Annotated in this window: 21 protein-coding genes and 1 tRNA gene; 15 read left to right on the top strand and 7 right to left on the bottom strand. The window is 70.9% G+C overall.

All coding sequences use genetic code 11. From position 1 onward, the window contains the following. The first annotated feature begins 144 nt into the window (after positions 1 to 144). The 9 genes from ACWZEH_RS17600 (at position 145) to ACWZEH_RS17560 (ending at position 10,464) form a co-directional block, all read left to right on the top strand. Complete coding sequence (locus ACWZEH_RS17600; protein ID WP_456192141.1) at positions 145 to 1,029, top strand: hypothetical protein; 885 nt, start codon at positions 145 to 147, stop codon at positions 1,027 to 1,029. 247 nt (positions 1,030 to 1,276) lie between these two features. Then, complete coding sequence (locus ACWZEH_RS17595; protein WP_456192140.1) at positions 1,277 to 2,029, top strand: YcnI family copper-binding membrane protein; 753 nt, start codon at positions 1,277 to 1,279, stop codon at positions 2,027 to 2,029. 92 nt (positions 2,030 to 2,121) lie between these two features. Beyond that, a complete protein-coding gene (locus ACWZEH_RS17590; protein WP_456192139.1) occupies positions 2,122 to 2,778 on the top strand; it encodes an SCO family protein in 657 nt (218 codons plus the stop codon). An 80-nt stretch (positions 2,779 to 2,858) separates the two neighbouring features. Then, positions 2,859 to 3,302 carry a copper chaperone PCu(A)C gene (locus ACWZEH_RS17585; protein WP_456192138.1) on the top strand — a complete coding sequence of 148 codons (444 nt, stop codon included), beginning with the start codon at positions 2,859 to 2,861 and terminating at the stop codon, positions 3,300 to 3,302. Positions 3,303 to 3,315: 13 nt separating this feature from the next. Next, positions 3,316 to 5,394 carry a copper resistance CopC/CopD family protein gene (locus tag ACWZEH_RS17580; RefSeq protein ID WP_456192137.1) on the top strand — a complete coding sequence of 693 codons (2,079 nt, stop codon included), beginning with the start codon at positions 3,316 to 3,318 and terminating at the stop codon, positions 5,392 to 5,394. Positions 5,395 to 5,400: 6 nt separating this feature from the next. Next, on the top strand, positions 5,401 to 6,705 hold the full coding sequence (gene efeB / locus ACWZEH_RS17575; protein ID WP_456192136.1) for an iron uptake transporter deferrochelatase/peroxidase subunit: 1,305 nt from the start codon (positions 5,401 to 5,403) through the stop codon (positions 6,703 to 6,705). 93 nt (positions 6,706 to 6,798) lie between these two features. Continuing rightward, a complete protein-coding gene (pheA, locus tag ACWZEH_RS17570; protein ID WP_456192135.1) occupies positions 6,799 to 7,731 on the top strand; it encodes a prephenate dehydratase in 933 nt (310 codons plus the stop codon). 646 nt (positions 7,732 to 8,377) lie between these two features. Further along, entirely contained in the window at positions 8,378 to 9,655 is a 1,278-nt protein-coding gene (serS, locus tag ACWZEH_RS17565) for a serine--tRNA ligase (protein ID WP_456192134.1), read from the top strand. Next, positions 9,652 to 10,464: an HAD family hydrolase gene (locus tag ACWZEH_RS17560; protein WP_456192133.1), complete on the top strand. Its 813-nt coding sequence runs from the start codon at positions 9,652 to 9,654 to the stop codon at positions 10,462 to 10,464. The genes serS and ACWZEH_RS17560 overlap by 4 nt, the downstream gene beginning before the upstream one ends. Positions 10,465 to 10,510: 46 nt before the next feature. Here the strand turns inward: ACWZEH_RS17560 and ACWZEH_RS17555 are convergent. The 6 genes from ACWZEH_RS17555 to ACWZEH_RS17530 all read right to left on the bottom strand — a co-directional run bounded on the left by ACWZEH_RS17555 (position 10,511) and on the right by ACWZEH_RS17530 (position 14,961). Next, a tRNA-Ser gene (locus tag ACWZEH_RS17555) sits at positions 10,511 to 10,595 on the bottom strand. Positions 10,596 to 10,915: 320 nt separating this feature from the next. After that, positions 10,916 to 11,248, bottom strand: a complete 333-nt coding sequence (locus ACWZEH_RS17550; protein ID WP_456192132.1) for an SGM_3592 family protein — start codon at positions 11,246 to 11,248, stop codon at positions 10,916 to 10,918. Between the two features lie 96 nt (positions 11,249 to 11,344). After that, positions 11,345 to 12,064 carry an ABC transporter permease subunit gene (locus ACWZEH_RS17545; RefSeq protein ID WP_456192131.1) on the bottom strand — a complete coding sequence of 240 codons (720 nt, stop codon included), beginning with the start codon at positions 12,062 to 12,064 and terminating at the stop codon, positions 11,345 to 11,347. Positions 12,065 to 12,075: 11 nt separating this feature from the next. Continuing rightward, positions 12,076 to 12,987: an ABC transporter ATP-binding protein gene (locus tag ACWZEH_RS17540; protein ID WP_456192130.1), complete on the bottom strand. Its 912-nt coding sequence runs from the start codon at positions 12,985 to 12,987 to the stop codon at positions 12,076 to 12,078. After that, a complete protein-coding gene (locus ACWZEH_RS17535; protein WP_456192129.1) occupies positions 12,984 to 13,901 on the bottom strand; it encodes an ABC transporter permease in 918 nt (305 codons plus the stop codon). Before ACWZEH_RS17535 ends, ACWZEH_RS17540 begins: the two co-directional genes overlap by 4 nt. Continuing rightward, positions 13,891 to 14,961, bottom strand: coding sequence for an ABC transporter ATP-binding protein (locus ACWZEH_RS17530; protein ID WP_456199655.1), 1,071 nt, complete (start codon positions 14,959 to 14,961; stop codon positions 13,891 to 13,893). Before ACWZEH_RS17530 ends, ACWZEH_RS17535 begins: the two co-directional genes overlap by 11 nt. Before the next feature lie 277 nt (positions 14,962 to 15,238). Here ACWZEH_RS17530 and ACWZEH_RS17525 point away from each other — a divergent pair, with 277 nt between their 5' ends. From ACWZEH_RS17525 to ACWZEH_RS17500, 6 genes are all read left to right on the top strand, one after another. Beyond that, a complete protein-coding gene (locus ACWZEH_RS17525; protein WP_456199653.1) occupies positions 15,239 to 17,008 on the top strand; it encodes an SDR family oxidoreductase in 1,770 nt (589 codons plus the stop codon). 200 nt (positions 17,009 to 17,208) lie between these two features. Beyond that, on the top strand, positions 17,209 to 17,793 hold the full coding sequence (locus ACWZEH_RS17520) for an RNA 2'-phosphotransferase (RefSeq protein WP_456192128.1): 585 nt from the start codon (positions 17,209 to 17,211) through the stop codon (positions 17,791 to 17,793). An 8-nt stretch (positions 17,794 to 17,801) separates the two neighbouring features. Then, positions 17,802 to 18,248, top strand: a complete 447-nt coding sequence (locus ACWZEH_RS17515; RefSeq protein ID WP_456192127.1) for a hypothetical protein — start codon at positions 17,802 to 17,804, stop codon at positions 18,246 to 18,248. A gap of 540 nt (positions 18,249 to 18,788) precedes the next feature. Further along, on the top strand, positions 18,789 to 19,661 hold the full coding sequence (locus tag ACWZEH_RS17510) for a DUF72 domain-containing protein (RefSeq protein ID WP_456192126.1): 873 nt from the start codon (positions 18,789 to 18,791) through the stop codon (positions 19,659 to 19,661). A 10-nt stretch (positions 19,662 to 19,671) separates the two neighbouring features. Then, the gene (locus ACWZEH_RS17505; protein ID WP_456192125.1) at positions 19,672 to 20,568 is read left to right on the top strand and encodes an LLM class flavin-dependent oxidoreductase; all 897 of its coding nucleotides are present in this window, start codon (positions 19,672 to 19,674) and stop codon (positions 20,566 to 20,568) included. 65 nt (positions 20,569 to 20,633) lie between these two features. Continuing rightward, the gene (locus tag ACWZEH_RS17500) at positions 20,634 to 21,560 is read left to right on the top strand and encodes an HAD family hydrolase (protein WP_456199651.1); all 927 of its coding nucleotides are present in this window, start codon (positions 20,634 to 20,636) and stop codon (positions 21,558 to 21,560) included. A gap of 88 nt (positions 21,561 to 21,648) precedes the next feature. On the opposite strand, the gene ACWZEH_RS17495 is transcribed toward ACWZEH_RS17500, so the two are convergent. Continuing rightward, on the bottom strand, positions 21,649 to 22,713 hold the full coding sequence (locus tag ACWZEH_RS17495; RefSeq protein WP_456192124.1) for a M23 family metallopeptidase: 1,065 nt from the start codon (positions 22,711 to 22,713) through the stop codon (positions 21,649 to 21,651). Positions 22,714 to 22,715: the final 2 nt, after the last annotated feature.

The raw sequence follows: 22,715 nt of genomic DNA, 5'->3' as shown, positions 1-22,715 counted from the left end.
GTGATAACCCCCATATGGCGGGTGCGCCATGGGGGCGACCGGTGTATATAGGACGTCCTGCCGCAGAGGTGATCTTCCGGTTGTAGCTCTCCTTGCGGACCTGCCGTACGGGGGCCGGAGGCCCAGTGCGATGATGAGCCCGCCATGACTGCCCCCCACCCGCACACGATGCGCTCCGGACCCGGGCTCCGGATGCCGCGGGCCGCGGTGTTCGCCGCGGTCTGTGTCGTGCTGGCCGGGGCAGGTCACACACTCGCCTCCCACTCCCCCGTTCCGCTGTGGACGCTGGGTGTCGGATTCCTCGGAATGTTCGTGGCCGTGCTGCCGCTCGCCGGACGCGCACGGTCCCTGCCCGGTATCGCCGCCCTGCTGGCGGTCGGCCAGGTGGTGCTGCACACCGTGTTCGGCATCGGCCAGCACGGCGCCACGGCCACCGCGAACGTGTCGTCGGGCGCGTCGTCCTCCGTGCCCGGGTCCGTGTCCGACGCCTCGCTGATCGAGCAGGCGGCCCGGCTGATGTGCGGCGCCGGCACGACGGCCATCACCCCCGCACGGGCTCAGCGCATCCTCGCCGACGCCCGGATCCACCCCGGGGCGACCGGCACGGAGAGCACGGCCGGCGGGACCCGCACCGGGCACGCCCAGGAGGGCGTCCTGTCCCTGGCCGCGGACCCTTCGGCCACGGGCTCGGCGGTGCCGCTGCTGCCGTCCCTGCCGATGCTGCTCGTGCACGTCCTCGCGGCGCTCGCCACCGGCTGGCTGCTGCGCCGCGGCGACCTGGCACTGCTGCGGCTCACCGAGCTGTCGGCGCACGGCGTCGCCGAGGGCGCCCTCGTACGGTCCCTTCGCGCGGCGCTCGCTCTGGTACTCGCCCTGCGCGCGGGGCTCCCGGGGGCCCCGCGGGTGGCCCCGCGCCGGCTGCGCTCCGTACCGCCCGTGCCGCCCACGCCACGGGGCACCGCACTCCAGCACACGGTGATCCGCCGGGGCCCGCCTCCGGCGGGCCCCGCACTCGCCCTCGCCGCCTGACGCGACCGGGCCACCACTCCGCACCGCCGGGTCTCCGGACGGGAGAGGGGCGCCGGCGTGCGGGGCGGCACGCGCGTGTGCGTCCGCTTTCCCCGTGTTTCCCGCGCACTTCCCGCTTGCTTCGCTCGTACTCCTTTCGCACGAGCGAGCCGGCTGCGGCCCGGCCGCCGGCAACCGGCGGGGACGTACGCCCGTACGCGGATCCCTCACCGTCAGCGAAACCCAACTGAAGCGGAGTGCTTCTGCCATGAAGGCTTCCCGTATCGCCGCCGTCGGCGCTGTCGCCGGTGTCGCCGTCCTCACCTTGTCCGCCCCCGCCTTCGCGCACGTCAGCGTGCAGCCCGAGGGCGAGGCGGCCAAGGGCGGTTACGCGGTCGTGGACTTCAAGGTCCCCAACGAACGCGACAACGCCTCGACGACCAAGCTCGAGGTGACGTTCCCCACCGACCACCCGCTGGCCTCCGTGATGCCGCAGCCGGTCGACGGCTGGGACATCAAGGTCACCGAGTCCAAGCTGGACGAGCCGCTGGAGATGCACGGCAAGAAGATCGACAAGGCCGTCACCAAGGTCACCTGGACCGCCGACGACGACGGCATCGAGCCGGGCTTCTTCCAGAAGTTCCCGGTGTCCGTCGGCACCTTGCCCGAGGACGCCGACGAGCTGGTCTTCAAGGCGCTGCAGACGTACTCCAACAAGGAGGTCGTCCGCTGGATCGAGGTGCCTCAGGAGGGTCAGGAGGAACCCGACTTCCCGGCCCCCGTGCTCGCCCTGGCCGAGGCCTCCGCCGACGGTCACGCGCACGGTGCGCCGGAGGGCGAGGCCGACGCCAAGGCCGACGAGACCACCGAGAACGCCGCCGCGGAAAGCACCGCGGCGGCCGGCTCCGACGCGGGCGGCACGGACACCACCGCCCGGGTCCTGGGCATCGTCGGCATCGTGGTCGGCGCCGCGGGCGTCGCCTACGGCGTACTCGCCGGACGCCGGCGCGCCGACGCCTGAGCCCTCCCCCTGTTCAACGGCGCGCACCGGGGCCGCCCACGGCCCCGTGGCACCCCGGTGCGCGCCGGAACACCTACCTTCTGGACCTCATCATGCGCAAGAAGACCCTCACGGCGGCGGCCCTGCTCGCCGCCGCCACCCTGACCCTCTCCGCCTGCGGCGGCAGCGACAGCGCCGGCGACAGCCCCATCGCCATGGTCTCCGAGGAGGCCGGCGCGGAGAAGGCCGCCACAGCCCTCGACAATCCGTTCGAGAAGCCTGACCTCGTCCTCACCGACACGCAGGGCGAGGAGTACGACTTCCGCGCGGAGACCGCCGGCAAGCCCACCCTGGTCTACTTCGGTTACACGCACTGCCCCGACGTCTGCCCGCTGACCATGAACAACCTCGCGGTGGCCAAGAAGCAGCTGCCCCAGGACCAGCAGGACGAACTGCGGATCGTGTTCGTCACCACCGACCCCGAGCGGGACACCTCCGCCGCGCTCGGCAAGTGGCTCAAGGGCATCGACTCCCAGGTCGTCGGTCTGACCGGCGACTTCGACACGATCCAGGCCGGCGCCCGCACCCTGGGCATCTCGATCGACGCGCCGCGCGAGGACGACAAGGGCCAGGTCGTCTCCGACCACGGCACCCAGGTCATCGCCTTCTCCCCGAAGACCGACGGCGGCTACCTCCTCTACGGCGAGGACGCCACCGTCGAGGACTACACCGCGGACCTCCCCAAGATCATCAAGGGGGAGAACCCGTGAAACGGCTTGCGCAAAAGCGGCTCGCGGAAAGGCAGCCGCCTGGGATACGGCTTCTCGGGAGGCCGCACGGCCTCGCGGCGGTGGCCCTCACCGGAGTGCTGGCCCTGACCGGCTGCGGCGGCCCGGACCCGGGCAGCTCGGGCTCGGCCGGCGAGGCGGACCTGTCCGTCGGCTCCGCTTACATGCCGCAGCCGGTGTCGGACATGGCGGCCGGCTTCCTCGTCATCAGCAACAAGGGCGGCGCGGCCGACCAGCTGACCTCGGTCAGCAGTGACGCCGCCGACCACGTCACCGTGCACGAGACCGTCGACGGGGCCATGCAGGAGGCCGACGCGCTCGACATCCCGGCCCACGGCAGCCTCGTACTCGAGAGCGGCGGCAACCATCTGATGTTCGAGCAGCTGAAACAGCGGCCGAAGCAGGGTCAGAAGGTCTCCGTCGAGCTGCGCTTCGCCCACTCCGACCCCGTCACGGTCGAGATTCCGGTGAAGCCCGCCACCTACATCCCGAAGCACGGACACTGAGGGAGAAACCCCTGTGACCCAGACCATCGCCCCCCGCGCCCGGATCCTGGTGCTGCTGTTCCTGGCCGTCACCGGCGCGCTCCTCGCCGGGGCCGCTCCCGCCTCCGCGCACGCCGCGCTGACCGGCAGTGATCCCCGGCAGGGGACGGTGGTCGACCAGGCCCCCGCCCAGGTCTCGCTCACCTTCTCCGAACCGGTCGCGGTGAGCGACGACGCCCTGCGCGTCCTCGACCCCAAGGGCGTGCGGGTCGACAAGGGCGACCCGGCCGACGCGAGCGGCACCACGTACACCGTGCGGCTGCTCGGCGGGTTGCCCGACGGCACCTACACCGTCACCTACCAGGTGGTGTCCGCGGACAGCCATCCCGTCGCCGGCGCCTTCACCTTCTCCGTCGGGGCCCCCTCGGAGACCTCCGTCGAAGCCACCGCCCAGGCCTCCGACGACGGACTGGTCGGCTCGCTGTACGGCATCGGGCGGTATCTGTCGTACGCCGGGTTCGTGGTCATGGTCGGCGGGGCCGCTTTCGTGCTCGCCTGCTGGCGGCACGGCTCCGGCGTACGGGCGGTACAGCGGCTGGTCGTCTCCGGGTGGCTCACGCTCACCGCGGCCACCCTCGCACTGCTGCTCCTGCGCGGTTCCTACACGAGTTCCGGGAAGGTCGCCGACGTCTTCGACCTGACGCTGCTCAGCGAGGTGCTGCAGACCAAGACCGGCGCGGCTCTCGTGTCACGGCTGCTGCTGCTCGCCGCGGCGGCGCTGTTCATCGCGGTGCTCTTCGGCGCCGCCCAGTACCAGCGGAGCGACGAGGAGAAGCGGGACCTGTCCTTCGGGCTCGCGATCGGCGGGACGGTCGTGTCGGCCGGGCTCGCCGCGAGCTGGGCCATGTCCGAGCACGCGTCCCAAGGGCTCCAGCCGGGCATCGCGATGCCGGTCGACGTCGTCCACCTGCTGGCCGTCGCCGCCTGGCTCGGCGGACTCACCGCCCTGCTCGTCGCGCTCTACCGGGCCCCTGCCGACACCGCGGTCGACGCGGCCGCCGTCCGGCGGTTCTCTCGGCTCGCGTTCGGCAGTGTGGTCGCACTGGTCGTCACCGGGACCTACCAGAGCTGGCGGCAGCTCGGCTCCTGGTCGGCATTCACCGACACCCGGTACGGACAGTTGCTGCTCGCCAAGATCGGACTCGTGGTGGTCATGGTCGGGATCGCGTACGCCTCCCGGCGGTGGACGGCGCGACTGGCGGAGCCCGGTGCGCCGGTGTCACTCCGGGAGGAGCCGAAGGAAACCATGGTGGGGGTGTCGGCCGCGAAGAACGGGGCGAACGGCACGGAAAAGGCCGGAGCCGGTACGGGGAAGGGCGTCCCTGTCTCCGAGACCGACACCGACACCGACACCGACACCGACACCGAGGTGGAACGGGAGAAGGCCGCGGACGGCACGGGGCCTGCAGAGGTTCGTTCGGAGGAGTCCGGTGCCGGGTCGAAGGCCGGTGGGGACTCCGTGCGGGCCGCGCAACTCGCCCGGCAGCGGGCCGCCGTGGCGACCGCCCGGCAGAAGCGGCTGCGGGACTCCGACCCGAACCGCTTCGGGCTGCGTCGCTCCGTGCTCGCCGAGGCCGGTATCGCCGTCGTCCTGCTCGCGATCACCACCGTGCTCACGCAGACCGAGCCGGGGCGCACGGAGCAGGAGGCCGCGTCGTCGTCCTCGGCCACGTCGTCGTCCTCGTCCTCGTCCTCGTCCGCCCAGGGAACCGGTGCGGTGACCCTGAACATGCCCTTCGACACCGGCGGCAAGGACGGCAAGGGCGTCGTCACCATCGACCTGGACCCCGCACGCGTGGGCGGCAACGACATGCACGTCTATGTGGAGCGGACCGACGGCAAGGCCTTCGACGTCCCCGAGCTCAAAGTCGCCTTCACTCTCGACGCGAAGGACGTCGGACCGCTGCCCGTCGTCCCCGACCACCTCGACACCGGTCACTGGTCGGCGAGCGGGGTGCAGATCCCCATGGCAGGAGACTGGACGGTCGAGGTGACCGTACGGACCTCCGACATCGACCAGGTGACCGTCTCCAAGAACGCACAGATCGGCTGAACCACCATGGCTGACCAGTCCATTCCGGAGGCCCGCACCCCTGCGGCGCCAGAACCCCGGGAAGGCACCGCCGCGCCCGCCGACCGGGAGGGCATCTCTCGGCGCCGTCTGCTCGGCACCGCCGGGGCCACCGGAATCGTGCTCGGTGCCGCAGGCGGTGCGATGGGTTACGCCGCCGCCGCGCCCGCCGCGTCCGCCGAAGTCGCCCCGCTGACTTCCCTGGGCGAGGGCCGGGCAATGTTTCACGGGAAACATCAGCCCGGCATCACCGACGGGCTCCCGGCCCGCGGCCATCTCATCGCCTTCGACCTCGCGCCGGGTGCCGGGCGCAAGGAAGCGGCTGCACTGCTGCGCCGCTGGTCGGACACGGCCCGACGGCTCATGGCAGGCGAACCGAGCGCCGATGGGGACACCGGTGTGGCCCAGGATGCCGGACCCTCCTCACTGACCCTCACCTTCGGCTTCGGCCACAGCTTCTTCGCGCGTACCGGACTGGAGAAACAGCGTCCGGTGGCCCTGGACCCGCTGCCCGACTTCTCCTCCGACCACCTCGACAAGGCTCGCAGCAACGGTGACCTGTGGGTGCAGGTCGGCGCCCATGACGCCCTGGTCGCCTTCCACGCACTGCGCGCCGTGCAGAAGGACGCCGGTTCTGCGGCCAGGGTGCGCTGGCAGATGAACGGGTTCAACCGCTCACCCGGCGCCACCGCCCGCCCGATGACCGCACGCAACCTGATGGGCCAGATCGACGGCACCCGTAACCCCAAACCGTCCGAATCCGACTTCGACCAGCGGATCTTCGTACCGGCGAACGGTGACCCCGTCTGGATGGCACACGGCTCCTACGTGGTCGTTCGCCGTATCCGCATGCTGCTCGACGACTGGGAGAAGCTCGCGGTCAAGGAGCAGGAGGCCGTCGTCGGGCGCCGCAGGTCCGACGGAGCGCCGCTGTCCGGAGGCACCGAGACGTCCGAGATGGACCTGGAGAAGACCGACTCCGCGGGCAATCTGGTGGTTCCCGTCAACGCCCACGCCCGGATCACCCGCCCCGACCAGAACGGCGGCGCGGCGATGCTGCGGCGCCCCCTCTCGTACCACGACGGCACGGGCCCGGACGGCGTGCCCGACGCGGGTCTGCTGTTCGTCTGCTGGCAGGCCGACCCGCTGCGCGGCTTCGTGCCGGTGCAGCGCAAGCTCGACCGGGGCGACGCGCTGACGCCGTTCCTCCGGCACGAGGCGAGCGGACTGTTCGCGGTGCCGGGCGGCGTGGCGGAGGGCGAGTATGTGGGGCAACGACTGCTGGAGGGATGAGGCCGCCCGTGTCACGTGCATGCCACTTCGTGGGGTCACTCCCGGGCGTGCGTCCGGGGACGCCCCCCGGCGCGGGCCCATTAGGGTGAGGTCATGCCAGCGAGCTACGCGTATCTCGGCCCCGAGGGCACCTTCACCGAAGTCGCCCTGCGCACTCTCCCGGAGGCGGCCACCCGGGAACTGATCCCGTACGTGTCCGTGCAGTCCGCGCTCGACGCGGTACGCGCCGGGGAGGCCGAGGCCGCTTTCGTCCCCATCGAGAACTCCGTCGAGGGCGGCATCACCACCACCCTCGACGAACTGGTCGCGGGTACCCCGCTGACCATCTACCGCGAGGTGCTGCTGTCGATCACCTTCGCGCTGCTCGTCCGCCCCGGCACCGGGTTGTCGGAGATCAAGACCGTCACCGCCCACCCTGCCGCCCAGCCGCAGGTCCGCAACTGGCTGAAGAAGCACCTCCCGGACGTCGTCTGGGAATCGGCCGCCTCCAACGCGGACGGGGCCCGGCTGGTGCAGGAGGGCCGGTACGACGCGGCCTTCGCCGGCGAGTTCGCGGCGGCCCGGTACGGGCTGGAGGCCCTGGAGACCGGAATCCACGACGCGGAGAACGCCCAGACCCGCTTCGTCCTGGTCGGACGGCCCGCACGGCCCGCCGCGCCCACCGGTGCGGACAAGACGTCCATCGTGCTGTGGCAACGCGACGACCACCCCGGTGGCCTGCGCGATCTGCTGGGTGAATTCGCCACGCGCGGCGTCAACCTCATGCTGCTCCAGTCCCGTCCCACCGGTGCCGGTATCGGCAATTACTGCTTCTGCATCGACGCCGAGGGTCATATCTCGGACCGCAGGGTGGCCGAGACCCTGATGGGTCTCAAGCGGATCTGCCTTCAGGTGCGCTTCCTCGGCTCGTACCCGCGTGCGGATGCAGGGCCGACGAAGGTGCGGGATCTCCGGCCCGGGACCTCTGACGACGAATTCGCATCCGCGGCGGACTGGGTGGCCCGCTGCCAGGACGGCCGGTTCTGAGGGCCCGAGGCCGGGTGGGAGATCGGCCGTGGGCGGCCGTGGGCCGCTTGCGACCAGCCCTATCAGTCTTATCTTCTGATTTTCGTTATCCACAGAAGTTATCCACAGGCCCACTTCTCGACCTGGGGACAAGTCGACAGCGTTGCACGGTTTCATCGACAAATCACCCTACTGTTCATGATCACGTCCACTCGTCCGGGGATCGCCCTTCGTTCGCCCTTTCCCTTTCGTCAATCCTTCGGGGTGACCCTTTCCGTACAAAAGTGGAGGTAAGGGGAGTTCACGACGGGAATCCCCGCCTCCGCCCGCGCGTTTCGGGGTGGTCGATTTCGAAGTCCACAGATTCTCTTCACACCCTGTGGATAACTTTCGGAAGTCCGTGAGCGCCTGTGGACAACCGGGTGTCACGCCCCGCCCCTCGCGAGGAATTACAGTCAACGGACAGCCTGCGGACCGCCCCCTTTCCGGGAAGGGGACCGCTCCCGTCGACCTCGAGCCGACCCCGGGGCGCTTCGTGAAGACCTCGAATCAACCCTTACGGACACAGGGGTCAATTCACCTATAACGGTCGGTGAGTGACTCGGCGAGCGACTCCGGTGGAATAGTGAGTCGTGGGGCGTCACCCCGCACCGGTAGCCTTGACCGCGTGATTGACCTTCGCCTGCTCCGTGAGGACCCCGACCGTGTGCGCGCTTCGCAGCGCGCCCGTGGAGAGGACGTCGCGCTCGTCGACTCCCTCCTCTCCGCCGACGAGCGGCGCAGGTCGTCCGGCGTCCGCTTCGACGAGCTGCGCGCCGAACAGAAGGCGCTCGGCAAGCTCATCCCCAAGGCGGCCGGCGACGAGAAGGCCGAGCTGCTGAAAAAGGCCGGCACACTCGCGGCCGACGTCAAGGCGGCCGACGCGGAACGGGACACGGCGGCGGCCGAGACGCAGGAGCTTCTGGGCAGGCTGAGCAACCTCGTCCACCCCGACGTCCCGGTCGGCGGCGAGGAGGACTTCGTCACACTGGAAACGCACGGCACCGCCCGTGACTTCGGCGCCGAGGGCTTCGAGCCCAGGGACCACCTGGAGCTCGGCCAGATCCTCGGCGCCATCGACGTGGAGCGCGGCGCCAAGGTCTCCGGGTCGCGCTTCTACTTCCTGACCGGCGTCGGCGCCCTGCTCGAGCTGGCGCTGGTGAACGCCGCGATCGCCCAGGCGACCGCGGCCGGCTTCACCCCGATGCTGACCCCGGCCCTGGTCCGGCCCCAGTCCATGGCGGGCACCGGCTTCCTCGGCCAGGCGGCCCAGGACGTCTACCACCTCGAGAAGGACGACCTCTATCTGGTGGGCACGTCCGAGGTGCCGCTCGCCGCGTACCACATGGACGAGATCATCGACGCCGACCGGCTGCCGCTCCGGTACGCGGGCTTCTCACCCTGCTTCAGGCGCGAGGCCGGCTCTCACGGCAAGGACACCCGCGGCATCTTCCGTGTACACCAGTTCGACAAGGTCGAGATGTTCTCCTACGTCACTCCGGAGGAGTCGCAGGAGGAGCACCAGCGGCTGCTGGAGTGGGAGAAGCAGTGGCTGACGTCGCTGGAGCTGCCGTTCCGCGTGATCGACGTCGCCTCGGGCGACCTGGGTTCCTCCGCCGCGCGGAAGTACGACTGCGAGGCGTGGATCCCGACCCAGGGCAAGTACCGCGAGCTGACCTCGACCTCGGACTGCACCGAGTACCAGTCCCGTCGGCTCCAGATCCGCGTGCGGGACGGCAAGCAGGTGCGTCCGCTGGCAACGCTCAACGGCACCCTGTGCGCCGTACCGCGCACGATCGTGGCCATCCTGGAGAACCACCAGCAGGCCGACGGTTCGGTGCGGGTCCCTGAAGTGCTGCGCCCGTACCTGGGTGGCCGGGAGCTCCTGGAACCGGTCACCAAGTGAGCGCGTCGTTCCCCTACCGGCTTGTCGCCACCGACCTCGACGGCACACTGCTGCGTGAGGACCACTCGGTCTCCGAGCGCACCCGGGACGCGCTCGCCGCCGTCACCGCGGCGGGCGCCGCCCACATCGTCGTCACCGGCCGCGCGGTTCCCTGGACCCGGCCCATCCTCGACGACCTCGGCTACCAAGGGCTCGCTGTCTGCGGTCAGGGCGCCCAGGTGTACGACGCCGGGGCGCACCGGCTGCTCACGTCGGTGACCCTGGACCGACAGCTGGCCTCAGTGGCGCTGGCCAAGATCGAGGCGGAGGTCGGTCCGCTGCACCTGGCCGCGAGCCGCGACGGGCTGGACGGCGAGGTGCTGGTCGGCCCCGGCTACGAGGTGACGGGCAGGCTGCCCTCGACGCCGCTCACGGACGCGGCGGACCTGTGGGCGGCTCCCCTGAACAAGCTGTACATCCAGCATCCGGCACTCACCGACGACGAACTCACCGAGGTGGCCACCCGTACCGCGGGCGGTTTCGTCACCGTCGCCATGGCGGGCGAAGGCATCGTCGAACTGCTTCCCCTCGGCCTGTCCAAGGCCACCGGGCTGTCCCTGGCCGCTCGCCGGCTCGGGGCGAAGGCCGCGGGCACGATCGCCTTCGGCGACATGCCCAACGACATCCCGATGTTCGCCTGGTCCGCGTACGGCATCGCCATGGCCAACGCCCACCAGGAACTGCGGGCGGTGGCCGACGAGGTGACGTCCTCCAACGAGGAGGACGGCATCGCGGTGGTGCTGGAGCGGTTGCTGGGCCGAGAAGCCTGAACCCGCGAGGCCCGCGCCCAGCGGGCCTCGCGGGTCCAGCGTCGTGCGGAGGATGCACGGATCGAACGTGCGCGGACTTTCGCCCGACCACGGCTCAGCAGGCCGGTGCCTTACCTCTCGGCCAATCCTCCGGGTGGGCGGCCCACGCGGCTGATGCGCGTGCTCGAAGCGGCCGCCCCGGGCAGCTCCCCGCGGGGCGGACTCTGCAACGGAGCAGGAACTACTCCGGAGCCCGCCGTCGGCTGCCCTGGCAGGAGCTGGACGTACTGCCGTGCATGGACATCGTCCCGCTCCTCTCCCGGATCACGACACCGGACGTTCCCGGCGATGCGGACACGACCACTCTGCCCGTCGGGCGGGTTGGATGCCACTCGTTTACGGCCCGGCCCGGCCGACGGGGTGTGCCGAAGACGTGGGGCCGAGGGCCCGGAGCCGCGGGGGCCCGCCGCGTTCACCCCCGCCTGCGCCGCCACCCGCGTCGGCGTGCCTTGCTGAAGAACCATCCCGTCGGTGGCTCGTCGGAGCGCCAGGGCTGCGGCTCCGGCTCCTCGTGCCGCCAGCGTTCGGTCAGCATGCGGGCGCGGGCGGACGGCTCGGCGGTCTCCGCGGCACGGATGAAGGCGTCGTCCAGGACCACGTCGTCCGGGGTGGCGGAGTCACTGCCCCCGCCCCCGGTGCCCCCGCCCCCGGCCCGGTCGCCGGGCCGGGGGCGGGGCGGGTCACCGGGCCGGTCGTCGCTCTCGTGCTTCGGTCGTTCGTCGCGCCCGAACGTCCCGTCCGCCATCGCGATCGGTCCTTCCGTCGGATCAGGAGCCGTAGCCCTCGGTGTCCCCCTGTGCCCGGTGGGCCGGAGTGGAACAGGGTGCGGAACGAGGTGAGGTCACTCCTCCCCGGCGAGTGTCAGCGTGCGCAGCTTCTGACCGGCGTACCAGGTGGCCAGGACGGTGACGACGACCAGCAGGACCGTCGCGGTCGTCAGACCGACGTCCGAGGTGACCAGGTCGCCCCCGGAGACCTTCTGGGCCACCGCGAGCGACCACTGCTGGACGCTCAGCGTGCGGGCGCCGGGCACCAGGGAGCCGAACAGGGCCTCCCAGACCAGCGCGTAGACCAGCCCGAACACCACCGCGTGCCGGGAGACCGTACCGAGCAGAAGGAAGAGCGCCGCGTACGCGATGGAGGCGACCAGCGCGGCCACCGTGTAGGCGACGGCGACCTGCTGGCCGTTGCCGTTGAGGATGAAGCCGGCGATCAGGGTGGGCACCGCCGAGAAGACCATCGTCACGGCGATCGCCACGATCAGCTTGGTGAAGATGATCGTGGACCGCTTGACCGGCTTGGACAGCAGGTACATCACCGAGCCGTCGTCGATCTCTGGACCCATGGCGCCGGTGCCGGCGATGACACCGATGATCGGCACCATGGTGGCGAGTGCCAGCCCGCCGAGCACGTCGGCCGCGGTCTGGTCGTCGGCACCGGCGAGGGCGCGCACCGCCAGGGAGATCGCGATCAGCAACAGGGGCAGGGCGCCCAGGATGAGGGCCCTGCGACGGCCGAGCAGGGCCCGGTAGGTGAGTCGGGCGACTGTGGGGTCGTACATGGTTCGGCCTCCTACGCCGCGACGAGATACGAGAAGACGGACTCGAGGGACTCGTCGGACGGCGAGACCGTGAGCAGGCGGATGCCGTGTTCCTTCGCGACCCTGGGCAGCAGGGACGTGAAACGGGGGAAGTCGACGGCCTGGATACGCAGGACGCCCTCGCTGTGGTCGACCTCGATGCCGGACGTGGACGGGTCGGCGATCAGCGCGGCCGCGAGGGCACGGTCGTCGCTGGAGCGCACCAGGTAGCGGTGCGGGCGGTCCGTCATCAGGCGGCGGATCTTGCGGAAGTCGCCGCTGGCCGCGTGCCGGCCGGCGACGACGACCTCGATGTGCCAGGCGAGCTGCTCGACCTCTTCGAGGATGTGGGACGAGAACAGCACGGTGCGGCCCTCGTCGCCCATGCGCCGCAGCAGGTCCATCAGCTGCATGCGCTGGCGCGGGTCCATGCCGTTGAACGGTTCGTCCAACAGGAGCAGGGACGGCTCGTGGACGAGCGCGGAGGCCATCTTCACTCGCTGCCGCATGCCCTTGGAGTACGTGGCGATCTTGCGATCCTGCGCGTACTCCATCTCGACCGTCGCCAGGGCCCGCTGGGCCGCCTTGGCGCCCAGTCCGTGCAGTTCGGCGTTGGCGACGACGAACTCGCGGCCGGTGAGGAAGTCGTACATCCCCTCGCGCTCGGGAACGATGCCGATGTGCCGGTAGATCTTCTCGTTGCGCCACACGGCCTCGCCGTCGAGGGTGACGGTACCGGTGGAGGGGGCGAGGAAGCCGCCCATCATGTTGATCAGGGTGGACTTTCCGGCGCCGTTGGGGCCGAGGAGGCCGGTGACACCGGGGCCGATGGTCATGGTGATGTCGTTGACGGCGACCACGTTGCCGAACCAGCGGGAGACATGGTCGATGGAGAGCGTGGTCACAGGCCCACCTTCCGGTAGCGGCGCGTCAGAAGGCCGTAGCAGGCCGCGATCAGGCCGAGGGTGAGGAGGACGTACACCACGCCCTCGCCGTTCGACGGTCCGGTTCCGCCCGGGAAGGTGGTGCTCGCTCCCAGGAAGGCGGACTGCACACCGTCGATGAGGGTGATCGGTGAGAACAGCCCGATCCAGGCGATCGAACCGGAGCTGTCCTGGACGTCCGCGATCGCCTGGAGGGTGGAGACCGCGCCGTAGGAGATGGTCAGGACGGCGATCACGGCGGCGATGCCGAAGCCGCGGCGCGGGGTGACCGCCGCGATGACGAGGCCGATGCCGGCGAAGAGCAGTGAGAGCAGTGCCACGGAGACGAGCCCCTGCGCGAATCCCTTGGTCTGGTCGGTGAAATCGAGCTCGGCCAGCAACGCGCCCGCGTAGAGCACGAGCAGGGGAGCGGCGGTCAGGATGAACAGGGCCGAGGCCAGTGCCGCGAACTTGGCGCGCACGTAGTCCGTGGTCTCGATGGGCCGCGAGAAGTACAGGGGAACCGTCTTGAAGCGCAGGTCGCGCGAGACGGACTGGGGCGCCTGTGCGGCGACGTACAGGCTGATGACGGCCTGCATGATGATCGCGTAGCGCGTGTAGTCGACGGGCAGTTCCTTGGCGTTCGTGGCGACCGCGACGGCGACCATGATGGCGGCGGGCACGCACATCACCACGAACAGCAGCATCGGCAGCACCTTGGACTTCGCCGAACGTCCGAGTCCGTAGGAGCCGCGCAGGGACTGCGAGTACAGCGAGAGCCTGGCGTAGGAGCGTCCGAGACGGGGTCCGTCGTAGGAGCGGTAGCCGATGTTGTGGATCCGGGTCTGGTCACCCGGCGTCGGTGCGGGTGTCCGCAGGGGCTGCTCAACCGCCATGGCCGACCGCCTCCTTCCGCTGCTCGCCGTTGCCGCCGTCGGCCCCGGTGCCTTTACCTGTTCCTGTGTCCGTGCCTGCGTCGGTGTCCGTGTCGTTCGTGAAGACCTCGGAGATGTGGTGGCGGCGCTGTTCCATGCGCACCAGGCCGAGTCCGAGGTCGACGATCACGTCCCGCACCAGGTCGTAGGTCTCCTCACCCTGGGTGGTGAGAAGGAGGACGTGTCCGGAGCCCGGCAGCCCGCTGCCGTCCTGGACCGTCACCCCGCGCGCGTGGAGCGCGTCGCGCACCGCGCGGGTGCCGTCGGGGTGCTCGTCGGTGTCGGTGACCTCGATCGCGAGGGTCGTCGTGATCTGGGTGAAGTCCGTGGTGGAGCTGGAGCGCAGCAGCTTGCCGCCGTCCACGACGACCACGTGGTCGCAGGTGCGCTCGAGTTCGCCCAGAAGGTGGGAGGTGACCAGGACCGAGATACCGAAGTCGGTATGGATACGGCGGATCAGGCCGAGCATCTCGTCGCGGCCGACGGGGTCGAGACCGTTGGTCGGTTCGTCCAGGAAGACCAGGTCCGGGTCGTGCACCAGGGCCTGCGCGAGCTTCACGCGCTGCTTCATGCCCGTCGAGTAACCCCCCATGGGGCGGTAGCGCTCCTCGTACAGGCCGACGTGGCGCAGGGTGTCCGCGGTGCGCTCCCGCGCGGCGGTGGGTGGCAGACCGGACATCCGTGCCATGTGGACCACGAACTCGGTGGCCGAGACGTCAGGCGGCAGGCAGTCGTGCTCCGGCATGTAGCCGACCCGCTCCCGGATGGCGGCGCCCTTGGTCGCGACGTCGAGACCGAGCACTTCGGCGCGGCCCTCCGTCGCGGGGGACAGACCCAGAAGGATCTTGATCAACGTGGACTTGCCGGCTCCGTTGGCCCCGACGAGCCCGGTCACACCGGGTCCGACATCCATGGAGAGCCGGTCAAGCGCGGTCACCCTGGGGAACCGCTTGCTCAGGCTTTCGGTCGCGATCACAGTCACATCCCCGACGTTAGTGACCCGCGCCACGCGGGTCGTCAGACCGGAGAGCTGTCTTCGCGTCCGTCTGGAGTTGTACAGGCCCGTAGGGGATCCCCCGCCAGGGGCTGTCCCCGCCCTCGGGGCCCCTCTTGACCCGGTCTCCGGCGAGCTGCGAGATTCACGGGTGTCACGCTACGGACACGTAGCGCAGTCGGCGGTCCGGGCCCACGGCACGCCGCGGTGTGGTGTCCGCCGGCGGGAACGGTGTGAGAGGGCCGCTCGGACCCGGCGCCCGGCGGCGCGGGGTGGAGGGGGAGTGAGGGGCTTGTCCGAAGCTGTGCTGCGGGGCGCGCGTGAGCGCCGGGTGCGTACGGGTGGCGTCGAGTTGTGTGTGGCGGAGCTGGGCGACCCCAAGCAACCGACCGTCGTCCTGGTGCACGGTTACCCAGACAGCAAGGAGGTGTGGTCCGAGGTCGCGCCGCGCCTCGCCGAGCACTTCCACGTCGTGGCGTACGACGTCCGCGGTCACGGGCGGTCCACCGCTCCACGCCCGCTGCGGGGCGGGTTCACCCTCGAGAAACTGACCGACGACTTCCTGGCCGTCGCGGACGCGGTCAGCCCGGACGAGCCGGTGCATCTGGTGGGGCACGACTGGGGCTCGGTGCAGGCGTGGGAGTTCGTCACCGTCGGACGTGCCGAGGGGCGGGCGGCTTCGTTCACCTCGATGTCCGGGCCCTCGCTCGACCACTTCGGTCACTGGATCAACCGCAGGTTGCGGCGGCCCACCCCGCGCCGGATCGGCCAGCTGCTCGGCCAGGGCGCCAAGTCCTGGTACGTGTACCTGCTGCACACGCCGGTACTGCCCGAACCGGCCTGGCGCGGCCCGCTCGGCAGGCACTGGCCGCGCGTCCTGGGGCGGTTCGAGAACGTCCCCGACGGGAGCAAGAGGGACAGCGGGGACTATCCGACATCGTCCCTGCCGTCGGACGCGGCGCACGGGGCATGGCTGTACCGGGACAACGTCCGGGCCCGGCTGCGCGATCCCCGGACGGACGCCCACGCACACGTGCCCGTGCAGCTCGTCACGCCGCTGGGGGACGCGTTCCTGTCGGAGCGGCTCCACGACGAACTCGATGTGTGGGCACCGCGGCTGACCCGCCGGGTGCTCCCGGCGAAGCACTGGGCACTACGGACCCACCCCGGCCAGCTCACGACATGGATCACCGACTTCGTGACCTCCGTGGAGGACGGCCGGACGGAGGTCACCTCCCCGGGCCGGCACGCGGACCGGTTCGGCGGGCGGCTCGTCCTGGTCACCGGGGCGGGCAACGGCATCGGGCGGGCGACGGCGCTCGCGTTCGCCGGGGCGGGGGCGCGCGTGGTGGCCGTCGACCGGGACGCGGAGGCGGCGGCCCGCACCGCTGAGGAAGCCCGTTCGGCCGGAGCGTCGGCGGCCTGGGCCAGGACCGTGGACGTGTCCGACGCGCGGGCCATGGAGGAACTCGCCGAGGAGATCACCACGGAGTACGGCGTGGTGGACGTCCTGGTGAACAACGCGGATACCGGCCTGGGCGGCTCCTTCTTCGACATCACCCCGGAGGACTGGAAACAGGTCCTCGACGTCGATCTGTGGGGCGTGATCCACGGTTGCCGGCTCTTCGGAGCGCGTATGGCCGAGCGCGGGCAGGGCGGTCACATCGTCAATGTGGCGTCCGCCGCGGCGTACCGGCCCTGCCGGGCACTGCCCGCCCGCAGCACCTCCAAGGCGGCGGTACTGATGCTCAGCGAGTGCCTGCGTGCGGAGCTCGCGGAACGCGGGATCGGCGTGACGGCCGTCTGCCCCGGTGTCGTCGACACCGGTACCGCCTCCAGCGCGCGCTTCGCGGGTGCGGACGCCGAGGAGGAACAGCGCCGCCGACGGCGGGCGGCCCGCCTCCACGGGCTGCGCAGCCATCCTCCGCAGAAGGTCGCCGCCGCGATTCTGCGCGCGGTGGTGCGGGACGACCCGGTGGTGCCGATGACCCCACAGTCGCGCGGTGCGTACGCGTTGGCGCGGTGGATGCCGGGGGCGCTGCGCAGGATCGCGCGGGTGAAGCCGCCGGTGTGAGCCGACCGGTGTGAGGTCATGGCGAGGACGGACCCGAGGCACCGGGCCCGTGCCGGCCCCGGGCGGGGCGAATCGGGAGACGCAGCGGAGGGGCCCGCAGGGCCGTCCCCTCCGCTGCGGGTGAACAGTCCTGGCTGTGGATCACACGTTCCGGGCATATTCGATCGCATGATGCACGTCTCTTTCGGCAGGCTGAGCGGATGGACGAAAGACGCACCGTGAAGGTGTCGAAGTACTTGGCCGGACATCTGCGCCATCGGCCCGAGGCGATCGGGCTCACCCTCGACGATGCCGGCTGGGTCGAGATCGACACGCTGATCGCCGCGGCGGCCGCACACGGCTTCCGGTTCACCCGGGCGGAACTGGACCACGTCGTCACCGCGAACGACAAGCAGCGCTTCGCGACCGAGGGCACCCGGATCCGCGCCAGCCAGGGGCACAGCATCGAGGTCGACCTCGGGCTGCCACCGGCCACCCCGCCACCGTGTCTCTTCCACGGCACCGTTGTCCGGCACCTGGCCGCCATCCGTGCCGAGGGTCTGCGGCCCATGAACCGGCACGACGTGCACCTCTCCGCCGACCGCGCGGCGGCGACCCGCGTGGGCGCCCGCAGAGGCCGCCCCGTGGTCCTCTCCGTGGACGCGGCCGCCATGGACCGCGACGGCCATGTCCTGCGGGTCAGCGCGAACGGCGTGTGGCTGACCGGCACCGTTCCCCCTGGGTATCTGCGGTTCCCCTCGAGCCACCGACCCGGTGGTTCCCCGGGGGCCGGCAACGGCGCATGATCGGCGGTATGGAGCATCTGCCCACCACAGAGGCCGCCGTCAACGCCCTCCGGGAGCTCGCGGACGTGTACGAGCGCGAGATCGAGGTGACCCATGACATCGGCGCCGACCAGACATCTCGCCGCACCGCGGCGGGCGTGGGTGTGACCACCGACCCGGACGGCTCCCTCCCTCACGAGGCCTACGTCGAGTTCGGTGGCCTGCCCCGGGTTCACGTGCGGCTCTACCCCGAGGACGACGCCCTGATCGACGTGGAAGGCGTGGAGTGCCCCGACATCGCCCGCGACGACGTGCCCGCCTTCCTCCGCTCCGTCTTCGACGGCCTCGCCCACGTCCGAGGCCGGCGCTTCCCTCCGGGCCACTTCCTGGTCGTACCGCTGCCCGGGGGCCGGACGCACAAGGAGTTCATCCCGATGATCGTCCTCACGCCTTGGCTGAGTGCCCGCGTGCGGTGATCGCCGAAGCCGGTGATCGCCGAAGCCGGTGATCGCCGGACGTGCAGTATTCGCCGGAGGCGCAGTGATCGTTTCACGTGAAACACCTGCATTTCGGCAGGCCGGTCAGGACCTGGGTTCGAGAGCACGAGTCTGCGACTGGCCGGTGTGATCCCCCCGTACCGCCGCCGGGACGAGGGCAGCCGTTCGACCTGGGATCGCGCCGAGGAACTCGGTTTCCACACGGGGAACACCTATGACCCCACAAAAATCACGGCGTGTGGCACGGCGCGGAATGAGGTCAGATGTCGTACCGAGTCGTCGACGCCGACGGACCCGTCCATGTGAAGGGACGGTTCTTCCCGCCCGGTGGCTGGTCGCCCCTCCGGTGACGAGACGTACGAGGAACCCGTGCCCGGCGCCTCGCTCATGCCCAGGAGGAACGGCAAGGTCCGCCGACCGGCGACTCCGGCGGAACCACCGGGGTCCGTTGCGGGCCGTCGGGCGGATGACCCCACGTGCCGGACGAATCCGTCACCGCGTCCGGGGAAGACGGGCGGGATGGGAGAGATCCGGGTCGGAACCTGCTCGTGGACGGACAAGGCGCTGGTGTCCAGCGGCTGGTATCCGACAGGTCGCCGCGACGCGGAGGGCAGACTGCGGCACTACGCCACACAGTTCCCGGTGGCAGAGGTGGACTCCACCTATTACGGGCTGCCCAGCACCCGTAACAGCCTTCTGTGGACCGACCGCACCCCCGAGGGCTTCCGGTTCGACGTGAAGGCGTTCTCCCTGCTCACCGGGCACCCGACACGGCCGGAAGCGCTGCCCGCCGAACTGCGCCCGGCCCTCGCACGGCAGCGAGGGCGGGCAGGCATCGATCCCGGACTGCTCGACGAGGTGTGGGACCGGTACAGCGCGGCCCTCGAACCGCTGCGCGCGTCCGGCCGTCTGGGAACGCTGGTTTTCCAGTTCCCGCACCGGCTCGTACCGGGGAGGCCGGCGGTGGAGTTCCTGCGCCGGTGCCGTGAGCGTGCCGCGGGATGGCCTATGGCCGTGGAGTTCCGACACCCCGGCTGGTGGCGCGAGGAACACGTCGATGCGACGACCGCCCTGCTGACAGAGCTGGACACGGCCGCCGTGGCCGTGGACATGGTGCAGACGCTTCCCGTTTCCGTACCACCGGTCGTACGGGTGACCACCCCGGAACTCGCCCTGGTGCGCTTCCACGGTCGCAACAGCGCGTGGGGGACCGGAACCAAGGAAGAGAGGTTCCGCCACTCGTACACACCCGAAGAACTCTCCGAGTGGACACCGCGCGTCCGCGAGATGGCCGAGCAGGCGCGGGAGGTCCACGTCCTGTTCAACAACTGCTGCGGTGACGCCGCCGTCCGCGCCGCGCAGTCGATGCAACACCTGCTCGGTCTCTCGTAGGGTCGTCCCCATGCGACTGAGCACTGTGATTCTGCCGATCGACCGCTGGCGCGAGGGAGGCCGCGACAAGTGGCGGCGCGCCGAGGAGCTGGGCTTCCACTCCGCCTACACCTATGACCACCTGTCCTGGCGGACCTTCCGGGACGGCCCCTGGTTCGGCGCGGTACCCACGCTCACCGCCGCCGCGGCGGTCACCGAACGGCTCCGGCTCGGCACGCTCGTCACCTCGCCGAACTTCCGGCACCCGGTGACCCTGGCCAAGGAGCTGATCTCCCTCGACGACATCTCGGGCGGGCGCGTCACCCTCGGTATCGGCGCGGGCGGCACCGGTTTCGACGCCACTGCGCTCGGCCAGGAGCCGTGGACCCCGCGCCAGCGGGCGGACCGCTTCGGCGAGTTCGTCCCGCTGCTCGACCGGCTGCTCACCGAGGACGCGGTGTCGTACGAGGGCGACTTCTACGCGGCACACGAGGCCCGCGGCATCCCGGGCTGTGTGCAGCGGCCCCGGCTGCCGTTCGCCGTGGCCGCCACCGGACCGCGCGGGCTGCGGCTTGCCGCCCGGTACGGGCAGGCGTGGGTGACCACGGGCGACCCCAAGCTGTACGAGAACGGCACACCCGAGCAGTCGGCGCGCGCCCTTCGAGGCCAGGTGGAGAGGCTGGCCGAGGCCTGCGCCGAGATCGGACGGGACGTGGCCGGGCCGGAAAGGATCCTGCTCACGGGATTCACCCCGGACCGGGGCCGCCCGCTGGAATCCCTGGACGCGTTCGTCGACTTCGCGGGCCGCCACGCGGAGCTGGGCTTCACCGAGCTCGTGCTCCACTGGCCCATCCCCGAATCGGACTTCGCGGCGGACCAGAAGACCTTCGAGCGGATCGCCATGGAGGCGCCGGCCCAGCTGGGGTGAGCGGGCCGCTCACCAAGAGCGGTCATCACTCACATGTGCGGAGTGCCGCACGCTCGTGCGGACTCATACGGGACAATGGCCTGGTGACCTCAGCGACCGCACAGCCCGACACCCCGGGCTCCCCCCAGTTCTCGACCTCGCTCGAGCGGGGGGGCAGCCCTCTCACCCCACCGCGGCTCATCGCCACCGACCTTGACGGCACCCTGCTGCGCGACGACAAATCGGTGTCCCCCCGCACGGTCGCCGCACTGGCCGCCGCCGAGAAGGCGGGCATCGAGGTCTTCTTCGTCACCGGCCGCCCGGCCCGCTGGATGGACGTCGTCAGCGACCACGTCCACGGCCACGGGCTCGCGATCTGCGGCAACGGTGCCGCCGTCGTCGACCTGCACGGCGGGCCCGGTGCCCACCGCTTCGTGAAGGTGCGCGAGCTGGCCCGGCAGAACGCGCTGGACGCGGTGCGCCTGCTGCGCCAGGCGGCGCCGGGCACCGTGTACGCCGTCGAGCAGACCTACGGCTTCCACCAGGAGCCGGCGTACCCGAAGCTGCACATGGAGATCCCGGACGTCCGCGCCCAGGCCGAGGACCTGCTGGCACCGGACGGCGCCGCCGCCGCCGAGCCGGTGCTCAAGATCCTCGCACACCACCCCGAGCTCGACCCCGACGCGTTCCTCACGCTGGCCCGGCTGGCCATCGGCACCTGCGCCAACGTCACCCGCTCCAGCCCCAGCGCCCTGCTGGAGATCAGCGGACCCGACGTGTCGAAGGCCAGCACGCTCGCCCTGTGCTGTGCCGAGCGCGGGATCTCCCATGAGGAGGTCGTGGCGTTCGGGGACATGCCCAACGACATCGAGATGCTGACCTGGGCGGGCCGTTCCTACGCGATGGGCAACGCCCACCCGGACGTCCTGGCCGCCGCCTCGGGGCACACGGTCGCCAACAACGAGGACGGCGTGGCCGTGGTGATCGAACAGATGCTGGCCCGACTGCCCTGACCGGATCCGAGCGCCCGATCGGCCCCCCTGCCCACCCCCTCGGCTGGGCCAGGCACGAACGGCGGAGCGGACCGGGCCCGGTGCTCGCTCAGAGGGTCACCCCTCGTTGCGCCAGCCACGACACCGGGTTCACCGCCGAGCCCATCTCGGGCGTGACCCGCACCTCGAAATGCAGGTGTGGCCCGGTGGAGTTGCCGCTGGTCCCGGACTGACCGATCCACTGGCCGGGCGAGACCCGCTCGCCCTGGTCCACGGCGACGGCGGCCAAGTGGGCGTACTGCGTGTAGTAACCGCCCGCGTGCTCGACCACGATCTCGATACCGAACGCCCCTCCGCAGGACACCTTCACCACCTTGCCCACGCCCACGGACCGCACCGGCGTGCCGATCGGCACCGCGAAGTCCTGGCCGGTGTGCCGGCTCGCCCAGCGTGCACCACCGCTCCCGTAGGACGCGGACAGCGCGTAGGTCTCCACCGGTGCCACCCAGGAGTCGGTGAACACGGTCTCCGGCTGATCGAGCCGCACCGCACCGCGGCAGGAACCGGCCGTCACCGAGGCGTCCGCCTGGCCCTGGAGCTGCCACCGAGCCGTCTCCAGCTTCTGCCCGATGTCGCTCTTGAGGTCGGCGAGTTCCTTGTTCCGCTTCTCCAGCGCCTTCCACGCCCCCGCCGCCTTCGCCTCGTCGCGGGCGAGCCGGGCCTCGGCCCGCGCGTTCTTCCCGATCGCCCTGTCGAGAGCCAGGTTCGCCTTCCACAGGGCACGCTGACCACGCATCACCTCCTCCGGGTCGTCCGCGAGAATCATGTGCGCGGTCAGCGGCAGTCCGCCGCCACTGCGGTACTGGGACCGTGCGATACGACCGAGGTCGTCGCGCAGGACCTCCGCCTCCTGACGCTCCCGGTCGAGCAGCTTCTCCAGCCGTCGCACCTCGGTCCGCTGCAGGTCGGCCTCGCGCCGGCCCGCCTCGTACTTCAGTGTCGCCGCGGCCGCGTCCTCGTAGAGCCGCGCCACCTGTGCGCTGACCCCGGACTCCGGGCCGTGACCCGGAGCATGCGGGCCGTCGCCCTCACCGTCGGTGGGCCGGGCGGCGAGCACCGCGAGCGCACACAACGGCACGGCGGAGAGCAACGGATGACGGCGGGTGAGACGCATGA

Source organism: Streptomyces yamdrokensis, from assembly GCF_053890455.1.
This window is presented reverse-complemented; position numbering and strand designations above follow the sequence as displayed.

Excerpts from the sequence above, each read along its gene's own strand:
- ACWZEH_RS17595 (WP_456192140.1), top strand. The coding sequence starts at position 1,277 with ATGAAGGCTTCCCGTATCGCCGCCGTCGGCGCTGTCGCCGGTGTCGCC.
- ACWZEH_RS17495 (WP_456192124.1), bottom strand. The coding sequence starts at position 22,713 with ATGCGTCTCACCCGCCGTCATCCGTTGCTCTCCGCCGTGCCGTTGTGT.
- ACWZEH_RS17535 (WP_456192129.1), bottom strand. The coding sequence starts at position 13,901 with ATGGCGGTTGAGCAGCCCCTGCGGACACCCGCACCGACGCCGGGTGAC.
- ACWZEH_RS17545 (WP_456192131.1), bottom strand. The coding sequence starts at position 12,064 with ATGTACGACCCCACAGTCGCCCGACTCACCTACCGGGCCCTGCTCGGC.
- ACWZEH_RS17590 (WP_456192139.1), top strand. The coding sequence starts at position 2,122 with ATGCGCAAGAAGACCCTCACGGCGGCGGCCCTGCTCGCCGCCGCCACC.
- ACWZEH_RS17515 (WP_456192127.1), top strand. The coding sequence starts at position 17,802 with ATGGAGCATCTGCCCACCACAGAGGCCGCCGTCAACGCCCTCCGGGAG.
- ACWZEH_RS17510 (WP_456192126.1), top strand. The coding sequence starts at position 18,789 with ATGGGAGAGATCCGGGTCGGAACCTGCTCGTGGACGGACAAGGCGCTG.
- efeB (WP_456192136.1), top strand. The coding sequence starts at position 5,401 with ATGGCTGACCAGTCCATTCCGGAGGCCCGCACCCCTGCGGCGCCAGAA.
- ACWZEH_RS17505 (WP_456192125.1), top strand. The coding sequence starts at position 19,672 with ATGCGACTGAGCACTGTGATTCTGCCGATCGACCGCTGGCGCGAGGGA.
- ACWZEH_RS17600 (WP_456192141.1), top strand. The coding sequence starts at position 145 with ATGACTGCCCCCCACCCGCACACGATGCGCTCCGGACCCGGGCTCCGG.
- ACWZEH_RS17550 (WP_456192132.1), bottom strand. The coding sequence starts at position 11,248 with ATGGCGGACGGGACGTTCGGGCGCGACGAACGACCGAAGCACGAGAGC.
- ACWZEH_RS17520 (WP_456192128.1), top strand. The coding sequence starts at position 17,209 with ATGGACGAAAGACGCACCGTGAAGGTGTCGAAGTACTTGGCCGGACAT.
- pheA (WP_456192135.1), top strand. The coding sequence starts at position 6,799 with ATGCCAGCGAGCTACGCGTATCTCGGCCCCGAGGGCACCTTCACCGAA.